Genomic DNA, 13203 nt, shown 5'->3' with positions numbered 1-13203 from the left:
CTGTTGCGATCCGAAAGGAACCTGCCATGTCGCGCGAAACCACCCTCAAGCGCATCCTCGACGGCGGCGTCGTGGCGATCGTCCGCTCCGAATCGAGCGAGTCGCTGGTGAAGGTCGTCGAAGCCCTGGCCGAAGGGGGCGTGACCGCCGCCGAGATCACCTTCACGGTCCCCGACGCCGTCGACGTCATCCGCGACGCCCGCCGCCAGGTCGGCGACGCGCTGGTCCTCGGCGCCGGCACCGTGCTCGACCCCGAGACCGCGCGCATCGCCCTGCTGGCGGGTGCCGAATACCTCGTCTCCCCCAACGTGAACCCGGACGTCATCCGCCTCTGCCGCCGCTACGACAAGGTCGTCATGCCGGGCGCGCTCACCCCCACCGAAGTCGTCACCGCCTGGGAGACCGGGGCCGACGTGGTTAAGATCTTCCCCGCCGACGCCGTCGGCCCAACTTACCTGAAGGCCCTCCGCGGCCCCCTGCCCCAGATCCGGCTCATGCCCACCGGCGGGGTCGACCTGAACACCGCCGAGGCCTTCTTGAAGGCCGGCGCCTGCTGCCTTGGCGTCGGCGGCTCGCTTGTCGAGCCCAAGGCCGTCGCCGCGCGCGACTTCGACCGCATCCGGTCCCTCGCCAGCCAGTACGTCGCCATCGTTCGCGAATTTCGCGCCGCGGCCCGGTAGCCGCGCCAGAAGCTCGGACGGTATTTCCGCTCTATCTTCTCCAGGTTTGCTTGGCTAAACGGTTTTCGTCGCTGCAATCCGACTTGTCGCCTGAATCGTTTCAAGCCAGGTCGGACGCAGGGTCGATAAAGCCGGCATAAGCCCTGTGCCCTGTCGGTCGTCGGGCCAGTGCGCGGCGGTCGGTTGGGCGAAGGAGACGAAATCCGTGGCGTCCGAGGCACCCCCAAACAGATGGAGAGCGAGCGCGTCGAGGCCCCTGGCCTGGTCGCTGGCTCTCGCTGCGCTGGGGATGCTGTGCGCCTCTGAGGCGAAGGCCGAATCCGCCGGGAAGCCGGCCGGGGCGAGGCCCGTGACGCTGTTCCACAAGGATAAGTCGTTCCGGATCCCGTTCAACATCAACGAGCAGGGCCGCGCCCAGCTCAAGGAAGTCCAGCTCTGGGTCTCGGAGGACTCGGGATACACCTGGAAGGCCGCCAGCAAGACCCGACCCGAACTCGGCAAGTTCACCTTCCGCGCCCCGGGCGACGGCGAATACTGGTTCGCGGTCCGGACGGTGACGACCGACGATCGGTACTCGCCGCCGCTCGACCAGACGGTCGAACCGAGCATGAAGGTGATCATCGATTCGGTCCCCCCCTCGCTTGTGGTCGAGGCCGACGGCCGCCGCGGGAGCGTGGCGCAGGTCCGCTGGGTGGCGAAGGACGAGAACCTCGACCTCAAGACGCTGGTCCTCGAATACCAGGTTGAGGGCGCTCTCAAGTGGAAGCAGGTGCCGCTTCGCAAGCCCGCGGTGGTGGGCGTGCAGAAGTGGGACGCGGGGACGGCCGACAGCCTCCGGGTCCGGGCGTCGGTGTCCGACAAGGCCGGGAACGTGGCCGAGAGCGTGATCGCCCTGCCCGAAGGCTCGGCGGCGCCCCCCGACTTTGCGGCGCTCGATCCCGAAGCCGCTACGGCTCCGCCGCTCGAGAAGATTTCGCGGCGGACGGAGTCGCCGATCGCCGAGAGTTCGGCGTTCCCGCCGGTGGAGGACGACCTCGCCGCGCCGCCGCGTCCCGCCGCCCGAACCGCGCGAGCGCCGGCCGCCCGCAGGCCCCGCGTCGACGTGGACAATGGGGCCGCCGCCGCCGTGGCCGCCGCCGACACGTTCCCACCGCCGCCCGATTGGGATCGCCCCGCGGGCCGCGTCGCCGACAGCCGGGCCGCCGCGCCTGCGCCCGCCGCGTCCGCGTCTGGCTCGGTTTTCCCCGACCCGTTCCCGAATCCCGGCGGCGAAGCCCCGGCCCCCGCCGCGTCGGCCCCGCCGGCCAGCGCCGGGGCGTCGGGCGACGGCGGCGGCGCGACGATTCTGGTGGGGAGCCCCCAGTTCAAGCTCCAGTATGAAGTCAACGACGCGGGCCCCGGCGGCCCGGCGACCGTCGAACTCTGGCTGACCCACGACGGCGGCCGGACCTGGAGCCGCCGCGGCCTCGATGCGGATAAGACGAGTCCTTTCGACGTCGACCTCGGCGGCGAGGGCACCTTCGGCCTGTCGCTCGTCGCCCTCTCGGCCTCGGGACTGGGCGACCGGCCCCCGGCCCCCGGCGAGGTTCCGCAGACCTGGGTGGAAGTCGACTCGACCCCGCCGGCCGTCCAGCTCTTTCCGGTCAAGGTCGGAACCGGCGTCCACGCCGGCAAGATCGCCGTCTCGTGGCGCGCCACCGACGCCCACCTCCCCCCGCGCTCGGTCTCGCTCTTCTGGCGGGCCGATCAGCCGGGCGCGGTCTGGGAGCCGATCGCCCAGACCCAGGAGAACGCCGGCCAGTTCGTCTGGAGCGTCCCGCCCAACCTGCCTCCCAAGTTCCACGTCCGCGTCGAGGCCGTCGACACCCTCGGCAATCGCGGCGGCGCCGAGACCACCGACGCCGCCCCCGTCATCGTCGACCGCAGCCGTCCCCGAGGCCGGATCATCGGCCTCGACCCCAACGCCCGCGCCGGCGACGGCCCTTCCGCCCGACCTGTCCGCTGAACCCCCCTGGTTGGCTCGTTTCCCTCCGCGACGCGCCGACCTGCGAGCTGATCAACTTCCCACATCCGTTCGCCCGCCACCTCCATCTCCGGATACATGAAGTATAGTTAGATTGCTTTCGCCGAGCCGCGTGGCGAACGAAACGGAACGCATGGGCGGGGTTGATCGTCCGCACGCTGGACGCGAGGGAGGAAACACCTCGGATTCGGCGGCCGTGAAGAAACGAAGCAACGGCGTGCGGAGATGCGGTGATCGATGATAAGATGGCTCGCTCGGTCCAAAAGGGGCCGTGGCGACCATCTTCATGTGCTGTGCATTGATGCACGGCGTTTGATGTTTGACGGATCATGATCCTGGCACCGGTCCCTGAGCGCAAGTCCAGGGGCTCTTGAGCATGTCATCGGGAAGGCGCATCATGACGCGACTGTCGCGGAAGTGCGTGCGGCCGGCGATCGAGGGGCTTGAGGCGCGGGTCGTGCTTTCGCTCAGCCCGGTCGCGGCCGGCTCGGGAATCCCCTATTCGGCGATCGTCAAGCTGGAGATGACCTATCCCGACGGCGAGGAGATGGTCGGCAGCGGCTCGATGATCGATGCCAACCACGTCCTGACGGCCGGTCACGTCGTCTACAGCTCCGAGCACGGCGGCTGGGCCACGTCGATCACGGCCATCCCCGAGCTGCATGGAACCTCCGAGCCGTACGGCAGCGCCCAATCCACCTACGTACGCACGTTCACGACCTGGATCAATTACGACCAGGGCCACCAGGGCGAGACGTCCCCCGACGCCCTCGACATCGGCCTGATCACGCTCGACACGGCCATTGGCGACCAGACCGGCTGGCTGTCGTACGGCTACTCGAACACCAACAGCACGTTCAGCTCCGGCGCGATTTTCGCCACCGCGGGCTACCCCGCCGCCAACGGTTACGACGGCCTCAACATGCAGTACACCTCGGGACGGATCGACGGTCTCTCCACGGGCGGCAACGGCATCCTCTTTCATAATCCGAACATCACCATTTACGGCGGTCAGAGCGGCAGCCCGGTCTGGACGACCTCGACCGGCGTCGTCTACGGCGTGGCCGTGTCCGATTCGTTCGCGATCCGGATCACCAAGTCGGTGTACGATCAGCTCGAAAGCTGGAGGACGAGCGACGCGCCGCCGACTCCGGTGGCGCCTCCTCCGTCGCCCGCGCCGCCGACCGTCCTGAACCAGACGTTCAGCGTGGCGGCGGGCTCCTCGGTGAACCTCACCCCGGCGCAGTTGCTCGCCGGCGCCGTCGATCCCCAGGGGCTGTCGTTGTCGCTCGCCAACGTCTCGAAACCCGCTCACGGCACGCTGGTCAGGAATCTGCGGGACGGGTCGTACACCTACAGGCCGTACGCGTCGTACTCGGGGCGCGACACGTTCACGATCCAGGCGACGGACGGGTCGCAGGTCAGCAACACCGCGACGATCACCATCAACGTCGCCGGCGCCGCGCCGACGCCTCCGGCGGACTCGACGTTCCTCGTCACCTTCAATACCGGCGGCTTATATCAGTATGATTCGACCGGCGTGAAGTACCTGGCCGGCGGCGTGCGGTCGGCGAACGGGGGCCTTGCGCCGGGCGGCGATCTGGTCTACACGGTCGTCTTCGCGAACGGAGACTTGTACCAGTACGACACGACCGGCGCGCACTACCTGGCCGGCGGCGTGCAGTCGGCGAGCACCGCGTACACGTCGTCCGGCGCTCCCACGTACCTGGTCGTTTTCACGAACGGGGCCTTGTACCAGTACGACGCGAGCGGCGTGACGTACCTGGCCGGCGGCGTGGGGGCGGCCACCATCGCCTATGCGCCGTCGGGCGGCGCCACCTACGAGGTCGTCTTCGCGAACGGAGACTTGTTCCAGTACGACGCGAGCGGCGTGAGCTTCCTGGCCGGCGGCGTGCAGTCGGCCAGCGCGGCGTACACGGCCGGCGGCGCGCTCGTTTACGAGGTCATCTTTCAGGACGGATCGCTGTATCAGTACGACGACGCCGGCGCGCATTACTACTTCGGCGGCGTGACGTCGGCCAATCTGGCGAACACGTACTTCTCGCCCCCCCTGTCGACCGCGGGCAGCGTCACGGCGCGGAGGACCTCGGCTGCTCCGGCGTCGTCGACTGTGGTTTCCGACGCGGAAGCCGTGGAACGAAAGCCGCCCGCGGCGACTCCCAGCCGGCGATGGGGATCGACGGCCGCTTGGGATCGACGATCCACCCGCGTAACGCGGATCGCCTGGGAGTTGCAGACGGGGGTGAGACCGAATTCCCTTCTCCCCTTGCGGGCGAAGGCACCCCGAAGGGGCGGATGAGGGGAGTTCGAGCGGTGAGGCCGTTCGAACAACGCCTAGGATGCTCACCCCTCATCCGGCCTGCGGCCACCTTCGCCCGCAAGGGGAGAAGGTATGCTCGCGACGGCCTGTTTTCATGACTGTCTTGCAGCGGTCGGGTCAGACCGCCGGGCCGAGGAGGTCCTTGACGGCCTCGCGTTCGGAGATCAGCTCGGCGACTCCGGCGTCGAGGCGCTTGCGGGCGTCGTCGTCGACGGCGACGTCGGGGACGATCGACCAGTTGCCTTCGCCCTTGGACCGGACCGGGAAGCTGTAGATCAGGCCCGCCGGGACGCCGTAGCTGCCGTCGGAGACGACGGCCGTGCTGAACCAGGTGTCGGCCGGCGTCGGGTGGTAGAGGTTGCGGACGGTGTCGATGGCGGCGTTCGCGGCCGAGGCGGCCGACGACGCGCCCCGAGCCTTGATCACGGCCCCGCCGCGCTTGGCGACGGTCGGGATGAAGGTGTCGGTGAACCACGCCGCGTCGGTGATCACGCTCGTGGCCGGCACGCCGGCGATCACGGCGTTCTTGTAGTCGGGATACTGGGTGTCGCTGTGGTTGCCCCAGATGGTGACCTTCTTGACCGACCCGACCGGCACGCCGGCCTTCATGGCGATCTGCGCGCTCGCCCGGTTCTGGTCGAGCATGGTCATGGCGAACCAGCGGTCGGCGGCGACCTTCGGGGCGTGCGACCTGGCGATCAGGCAGTTGGTGTTGCAGGGGTTGGCTACCGTCACCACGCGGACGTTCGGGCCGGCGGCGTCGTTGATCGCCTTGCCCTGGCCGGTGAAGATCGGGCCGTTGGCGCGGATCAGGTCGGCCCGGGTCATGCCGTCCTTGCGCGGCAAGCCGCCGACGAGGATCACCCAGTCGGCGTCGCCGAACGCGACGTCGGCCTTGTCCGACGCCTTGACGTCGGTCAACAGCGGGAAGGCGCAGTCTTCCAGCTCCATGATCGTCCCGCCCAGCGACGGCAAGGCCGGAGTGATTTCCAGAAGCTGAAGGGCCACGGGCTGCTCGGGGCCGAAGACCGCGCCCGAGGCGATGCGGAACAAGAGCGCGTAACCGATCTGTCCTCCGGCTCCGGTCACGGCCACGCGAATCGGCGTCGTCATCAAGGATTCTCCCTGGATTGGGGTTGGGGTGGAAACGAATAAGGGGGCGCGGCGCGGAGCTTGGCCAGCATCAGGGCCGTCTCGCGCGGCAGATGCCACGCGCCGGCGAGCAGCACCACGGCGGCGATCGCCAGCGCGGGGGGCAACGTCAGGAACGCGGCGGCGAGGTTCTCGGGATCGCGGCCGGCGATGACCCTGGGGGTCGCGCCCAACGCCGCCAGGGCCTTGCCGAAGGGGGTCGCCATCGAATCGGTCTGGCCGAAGACGTCGGCGACCCATCCCATCAGGCCGGGCGACCAGACGTCGCCCAGCAGGTGCGTCACGGCCAGGGCCGACCCGCACGCCACGGCTCGCATGTTGGGGGCCGTCACTCGGGCGATGATCGCGAAACACGGACCAAGGTTCGCGAACAACAGCGCCGTCGCGGCGAACACGGCGACGACCACCGCCGTCTGGCTCTTGCCGAAGATCACGACGAGCAAGACCGGGATCGCCGTCAGGGCGGCTCCGGCGGGGACGAGGAAGAGCGCCCGGGGGTTGGTCTTCGACCACCGATCGGCCAGCCAGCCGCCACCGGCGATCCCCACGGCCATGGCCGTCGGCAGCACGACCGCCAGCATCGGCCCGACGCGGTCGGCGGGAATCATCCGGACGCCGGTCAGGAACGACGGCAGCCAGTAGAACAATCCGCCGATCACGAACGTCGTGAACGTCAGGCCGAAGACCGAATAGGTGTACGATGAATTGACCATCAGGTCGACGTAATCCTCGACGCTGGGGCCGACCGCCTCATGGAGCCGAAGCCGAGGGACGGCGACTCCTTCGCTGATCCCCCGCGCGGGCTCGGGCAACACCAGGGCCGCCATCGCCACGAGCAGCCCCGGCGCGCCGGCGATCAGGAACGCCGTGTGCCAGGTGAGCCCGATGTCGAGCGCCGGGCCCAGGCCCAGGCCGAGCGCGGCGCCGGCGGGAAGCGCGAGGAAATAGGCCGCGAGCACCCGCGCCCGGACGCCGCGGGGGAACAGGTCCATCAACAGGGTAAGGGCGATCACGCGGAAGCTCACGCCGCCGATTCCGACGAGAACGCGGGCCGCCTGAAGCTGATCGTAGGAAGCGGCCATGCCCGTGACGATGGTCGCCAGGCTCGCCGCCGCGATCGCCAGGGCCGCCAGCCTTGGCCGCCGCATCCGGTCGGCGAAGAAGCCGAGCGTCGGCGCCCAGAGGGACGCGGCGATCAGCGTGAGGCTCGACAGCCAGGCGGCCTGTTCGTCCAGCAGTTCGAGTTCCAAGCCGATCGGCAGGATCAGGGCGGTGAACAGCCAGTGGTCGAACGAGCCCAGCATTTGAGCCAGGAACAGGAAGCCGAGCGCTCCCCAGGCCCACCACGGCGCCGGGCGCGGCTCGCCCAGCGGGGAAGCCCCCGAGGGTGGGACCGGCGATGGAACCCCCCCGGCGCTCGATTCGTTGCTCGACTGACTCACGAACGTGGCACTCCCGACACGGCCGTCCGGTCTGTTCGGCCGGACCCGGCCAGTGCCGATCGTACGCCAGCGACGCCGGGCCGTCCAGGGGGGATCGGCCCGGGCGAACGGCGGGGGCGGGGTAAGCCGACGCGGCTCAGGGGATCATCTGGTAGGTCACGAAGGCGATGTTCCGGCCGTCGGGCGACCACGAGTTGACGTTCAGCGTCCCCTGGCCGCCGAAGACGCGGGCGAGGACCGAGACGGTCCCGGTCGCGAGGTCCAGCAGCCGCACGGCGACGTCCTTGTCGGCGGGATGCCCGCTCACCGACTTGTCGTAGGAGAGGAACGCCAGCTTCCGGCCGTCGGGCGAGACGTGCGGGAACCAGTTGTTGAACTCGTCCGACGTGACCTGACTCTGATCGGTCCCGTCTGGCTTCATCTTCCAGATCTGCATCCGCCCGGTGCGATCCGAATTGAAATAGATCCAACTACCGTCGGGCGCGTATTCGGGACCGTCGTCGAGCCCCTTGGCGGTCGTCAGGCGGGTCTCGGCACCCCCCGCAGCGGGCCTGGTGTAGACGTCGAACTCGCCGCCGCGCTCGGCGCAGTAGGCGAGGGTCGCGGCGTCGGGCGACCAGCCGTGCCAGTACGACGGCGCCTCGGGGGTGACGAGTCTGGGTGTCCCGCCGGCGAGCGGCAGCATGTAGATCCGCGACTTGCGATCCCCCTGCGACTGGTCGCTGATCGCCAGCGAGCGGCCGTCGGGCGAGACGCCGTGGTCGTTGTTGCAGCGGACCGCGAAGCCCGTGTCGACGGCGCTCGGCGCGCCTCCGGCGACGTCGATCCGGTGAATCCGGCCGTCGCCGTTGAACAGGATCGCGCGGCCGCCGGGGAGCCAGTTGGGGGCCTCGAACCTCCCGGGCGCGACATACACCACGCGACGGTCGGTCGAGGCGATCGACTGGGTTTCGAGCGCGCTGTAGAGCTTCGGTTTGGCCCCGGTCTTGGGCGGGTCGGTGTTGATCGCGACGTTCGTGAACACGGCCCGCTCGACGACGTCGTTCTCGTGCGAGCAGACGCCGAGGCCGACGTAGAACGGCTCGGTGAAGGCGATCTTCTGCGCCGCGCCCGAGAAACCGAGGTCCGAACCATGAGACCCGACCCACATGCGGACGACCCCGCCGCGCTTCTCGATCCGCAGTCGTTCGGGGCCCTTGACACCCGCCTGGATCTCGTGCGTGTTCGCCCCCCGACCGTCGCGGAACTGGAGCGACGTGAGGCCGTCGCCGTGCAGCGCGACGTCGGCGTAGGCCGAGTCGGCGTCGAGGCTCTGGCGGATCATCAGCACGGCCTTGCGGTGGGGGTTCTTGCCCGCGCCCTCGAAGGCGACGTCGGCGTCGAGCGTCAGGTCGCCCTTCGCCTGCCGCCAGACGAACTGGAACGCATCGGCGGCGAACCACATGTTCTCGCCGGCGCCCGAGATTGCGTAAGAGCCTTTCTTTTCATCGAAGGCCGCGGCGCCCGCGAGCCGCACGCGGCCGACGTCGGCCTGACCTTCGAAGAGGCCGAGCGGCTTGGCGTCGGACGTCTTCGGCGCGGGGGCGTTCTCGGGGGCCGGCGGCTGCTTGAGCGTCTCCAGGTAGGCGATCAGGTCGGCGAAGTCGGCCGGGCTGATCCCCTCGGCCAGGCCGGGAGGCATGATCGAGACGTCGCTCCGCTTGCGGTCCTCGATTTCCTCCTTCTCGACCCGGATCAGGTGGGCGTCGACGTCCTGGATCTCGACGGCCTCGGGGGTCTCGTTCTTGACGACGCCGGTGAGCACCCGGCCGTCGGCCAGGGCCAGCACGATGGACTCGAAGCCGCTGGAGATCTTGGCCGAGGGGAAGAGGACCGAGGCGATGATCTCGTCGCGCGGGTACTTGGCGCCGACGCTCGACAGCTCGGGGCCGACCGCGCCCCCTTCCTTGCCGACGGCGTGGCACTTGATGCACGCGAGCCCCTTCAGGTCCGCGAACAGCGCCCGGCCGCTCTCGGGCGAACCCTTTCCCTTGAGGGCCTCGGCCCGGTAGGCCTCGGGGTCGAACGCCGCGGCCGAGGGACCCTTCAGGAACGCGTAATCCGCCGCGCCGGCGACCGACGCCGAGAACTGCCAGGGGCCGCCTCGATTGCCGCAGCGAATCAGGATCGCGTTCTTGCCCTGCTTCAGCTTGACCTCGAACTTCGACTCCTCGGCCGTGAAGCCCCGGCGGTCTGAGAAGTCGTAAACTTGCTTGCCGTCGACCCAGACGGTCAGGGTGTCGTCGGAGCCCACGGCCATCGTCGCGGTGCGGTCGGTCGGGCTGTCGATCTCGACGTAACCGAACGCCGCCCGGTCGTCGTCGTGCCCGTAAATCCGGCCCAGGTCGATCTGGCCTTTCGGATCGGCGGCGGCGGCCGACTTCCACGACGCGTCTTTCTCGTCGACGCCCTTGAACGAGGCTTTCAGGTCGATCGGCTGATCGGTCGGGAACGGCGTCGCGTCCTTGATCGGGAACGGTCCGATCACCTTCCACTTGAGGATCGGTTCGAGGCCGTCGAACACGGTGCGCAGCTCGGGCAGGGCCGCCGCCGGCAGTTCGTTCCGCTTCGCGAGCTGTTCCAGGATCGGGATCGCCCGGTCGCGGAGCTGGCCGACGGCGCGGGCGCCGTGGCGGCGGAGGTCGGGGCTCTTGTCGCCGAGGGCTCGCAGATAGACCTGGAAGGCGGCGAGGTCGGGCATCGCGGCGAGGGCTTCGACGGCCTCGAACCGGGTGTCTTCACGGTCGGCCGCCGCGATCAACGCGGGGATCGAAGCGCGGTCCTTGAGGGCGCCGATCGCCTCGACGGCCCGCTTGCGGACCTCGGCCGACGGGTCGTCGAGCCGTTTCCGGATCGCCTCGACGCCCGAAGCGGACGGTCCGCCTTTCTGCGATCCGAGCACCGAGGCGAGCGCGCCGACGGCCGCGTCGCGGACGGTTGGGGTCGAGTTGCCGAGCGACTGGACGAGGGCCGAGACCGCGGCGTCGGCCTTGAACTTGCCGAGCGCGGCGATCACGACCTTCTGGCGGTCGACGCTCAAACTCTTGTCGGCGAGCACGTCGAGCAGGACCTTCGTCGCCTGGTCGCCGCCGATCGCCTTGACGGCGTCCAGAGCCGCGTCGCGGACCGGATCGGGGTTGTGGGCGTCGCGGAGGGCCGAGGCGAGCGCCGGCAGCGATTCTTTATCGCCGAGCGCTCCCAGGGTCCGGGCGAAGGCCGAGCGGACGCCGAGGTCGGCCTCCTTCTCGAACCGGGGACGCAACAACACCGCCGCGCCCTTGTCGGAAACGTCGGCGACCGCCTCGGCGGCGGCCTTGCGGACGGCCGGCGCGGGGGCGTCGAGAAGCCGGTGGATCGTGTCGAGGACCAGCGGAGTGCCTTCCCAGTCGACCGTCTTCGCCGGCACCTTGTTCCGCGCCGGCTGGGTGCCCCACCAGCTTCCGTCCCACGGCGGCGCCTTGCGGCAGGCCGACGACAGGAACGTCAGCCCTTTCGCCCGCTCGGCCGGATCGTGCGAGGCCGACGACGCGAATTCGGCCAGGGCCGAGACGGCGCCCTTGTCGTAGACCCGCTCCATCGTCAGCAAGACCCCGGCGCGGACCTTGGCGTCGGTCGACTGGAGCCCCCGGGCGGTCGCCGGCCAGTCGCCGATCCGCTCGAGCGCCTTGCGGGCCGAGTAGGCGAGGAAGACGTCGGCGTCGGCGACGATCGGCGTCAGGGCCGGGATCGCCGACGAGTCGCCGATCCTCCCCAGCGCCACGATCGCCTGGAGCCGGACGGAGGGCTCGGCGTCGTTGAGCCGGCTGACCAGCGAGGAGGTCGCTTTCGGCGTCGGGTGCTCGCTGAGCGCGCGGGCGGCCTGGGCGCGGACGTCGGGCGTGGACGAGTCGAGCGCGGCGATCAGCGGCGAGGCGGCCTCGGGCGAGCCGCCGGCGATGGCGTCGACGACCCAGACGAGGTGTCGCTTGGCGAGGGGAGGCGTCTTATCGTCGGCCAGGGCGGCCGTCACGGCGGCCAGCGCCGGCTTGCCCAGGCGGGTCAGCGCGGCCTGGGCGCGCTTCCGCTCGGTGAGGGCCGGGTGGTCGAGCTGGGCGATCTGGCGGTCGGCCGGGTCGGAGTCGGCGCCCCGGAGCCGGCGGGGGGTCGTGTCGGCGTCTTTGTGGGTCACGGCGTAGACGCGGCCGAGCTTCTCTTTCTTGTTGCCCCAGCCCCCCATCGACCAGTCGGCGATGTACATCGTCTTGCCGTCGTGCGAGAGGGCCAGGTCGATCGGCCGGAAGTCCTCGACCTCGCCGGGCTCGACGAAGTCGATCACGTCGCCGACCTGGAAGCTCGACCCCTTGGGATCGAACCGAAAGCCGCGCACGGTGCGCTTGCCCCACTCGGTCCAGAAGGCCCGGCCCCGGTATTTCTCGGGCCAGGCGTCTTCGTTGTAGACGAGACCGCCGCACGGCGAGCCGCCGCCGTACTCGGCCATCCGCGGCAGCATGCGGTCGGTGCGGTCGTGGTAGTCGTATGGATAGCCGTAATAACCGCCGTCGACGTGGTGGGTCACGCGGGTCCACCAGCCGAGGCCGTCGTCGGTGTTGTCGTATGTGAACAGGTTGTCGCGGGCGTCGAGGTTCGGCTCCAGGTGGTTGCGGGTACCCGACGAGAACACCTCCAGGCCCGTGCCGTCGAGCCGGCAGCGGAGCACGCCGCCCCCCTTGAGCTGGGCCGTGCGGCCGTCGGGGCCCGTCGCCTTGGGGACCCCCTTGTCGCCGACGGCGATGTACAGGTAATTGTCGATGCCGATCTGGATGCCCGAAACGATGTGGTCGTTGAGCATGTTGGGGAAGCCGGCGGCCACGCCCATGTCTTTGAAGATCTCGGTGCGCTGGTCGGCCTTGCCGTCGCCGTCGGTGTCGCGGAGCACGGTCAGGTTCGGCATGTTCATGACGTAGAGGGCGCCGTCGTGCCAGAGCATGCCGAAGATCGCGCTCAGGTTCTCGGCGAAGACGACCGGCTCCTTGCCGGGCCGGAACAGCAGGACCTTGTCGATCGGCTTGTCCGCCGGCCCGATCTGGTCCATCGGGTCCTCGCCGACGAACAGCGAGCCGTCGGGCGCGGTGGCGAGCTGGCACGGATACTTCACGGCCGGCACCGCCGCGATCAGGCGGATCTGGAACCCCTCGGGGACCTTCGGCGTCGCCCCTCGGGCGAGCCCGCCGAGGCTCGGAACGAGAGCGGTCGCGATTCCGAGAACGAAGGCCGTGCGCAGGCGTGCGGAACACGTCCGCGAGAGGATTCCAAACGGCATGAGCGAACTTCCTGTTGAGACTTCGGCGGGCCACACCATGGGAGAGCAGCGAGCAATTGTACAGATTTTGTGAAATCGCCCGCAACCAGGGGCTCTGGCGCGACGCCGGCGCGGCGTGGCTCGCTGACGACCGGTTCTCGGGCGGCGTCGGATCGAACCTCACGAATCGTGGCCGTGTCATTGACGGATATTCATAATGGAGCGAGGTTCGGTTGAGTCGGCGCGGA

Annotated in this window: 6 protein-coding genes; 3 read left to right on the top strand and 3 right to left on the bottom strand. The window is 69.6% G+C overall.

Annotation, left to right across the window (positions count from 1 at the left end):
- The first annotated feature begins 26 nt into the window (after positions 1 to 26).
- From BSF38_RS14165 to BSF38_RS14155, 3 genes are all read left to right on the top strand, one after another.
- The gene (locus BSF38_RS14165; protein ID WP_076346598.1) at positions 27 to 680 is read left to right on the top strand and encodes a bifunctional 4-hydroxy-2-oxoglutarate aldolase/2-dehydro-3-deoxy-phosphogluconate aldolase; all 654 of its coding nucleotides are present in this window, start codon (positions 27 to 29) and stop codon (positions 678 to 680) included.
- Between the two features lie 205 nt (positions 681 to 885).
- Positions 886 to 2685, top strand: coding sequence for a hypothetical protein (locus tag BSF38_RS14160; protein WP_237170879.1), 1800 nt, complete (start codon positions 886 to 888; stop codon positions 2683 to 2685).
- A 415-nt stretch (positions 2686 to 3100) separates the two neighbouring features.
- Positions 3101 to 5023, top strand: a complete 1923-nt coding sequence (locus tag BSF38_RS14155) for an Ig-like domain-containing protein (protein ID WP_076346594.1) — start codon at positions 3101 to 3103, stop codon at positions 5021 to 5023.
- A gap of 138 nt (positions 5024 to 5161) precedes the next feature.
- On the opposite strand, the gene BSF38_RS14150 is transcribed toward BSF38_RS14155, so the two are convergent.
- The 3 genes from BSF38_RS14150 to BSF38_RS29965 form a co-directional block, all read right to left on the bottom strand.
- Positions 5162 to 6157: a malate dehydrogenase gene (locus tag BSF38_RS14150; protein ID WP_076346592.1), complete on the bottom strand. Its 996-nt coding sequence runs from the start codon at positions 6155 to 6157 to the stop codon at positions 5162 to 5164.
- Entirely contained in the window at positions 6157 to 7638 is a 1482-nt protein-coding gene (locus tag BSF38_RS14145; protein WP_145952124.1) for an MFS transporter, read from the bottom strand. The genes BSF38_RS14150 and BSF38_RS14145 overlap by 1 nt, the downstream gene beginning before the upstream one ends.
- Before the next feature lie 136 nt (positions 7639 to 7774).
- Positions 7775 to 12976: a HEAT repeat domain-containing protein gene (locus tag BSF38_RS29965; RefSeq protein ID WP_145952123.1), complete on the bottom strand. Its 5202-nt coding sequence runs from the start codon at positions 12974 to 12976 to the stop codon at positions 7775 to 7777.
- Positions 12977 to 13203: the final 227 nt, after the last annotated feature.

The sequence above is a fragment of the Paludisphaera borealis genome (assembly GCF_001956985.1).
Taxonomy (GTDB): Bacteria; Planctomycetota; Planctomycetia; order Isosphaerales; family Isosphaeraceae; genus Paludisphaera; species Paludisphaera borealis.
Note: the sequence above shows the minus strand (reverse complement) of the source record. Positions and strands in the feature narration are given on the sequence as shown.

Coding starts and splice junctions, on each gene's coding strand:
- BSF38_RS14165 (WP_076346598.1), top strand. CDS start 27: ATGTCGCGCGAAACCACCCTCAAGCGCATCCTCGACGGCGGCGTCGTG.
- BSF38_RS14155 (WP_076346594.1), top strand. CDS start 3,101: ATGACGCGACTGTCGCGGAAGTGCGTGCGGCCGGCGATCGAGGGGCTT.
- BSF38_RS14150 (WP_076346592.1), bottom strand. CDS start 6,157: ATGACGACGCCGATTCGCGTGGCCGTGACCGGAGCCGGAGGACAGATC.
- BSF38_RS29965 (WP_145952123.1), bottom strand. CDS start 12,976: ATGCCGTTTGGAATCCTCTCGCGGACGTGTTCCGCACGCCTGCGCACG.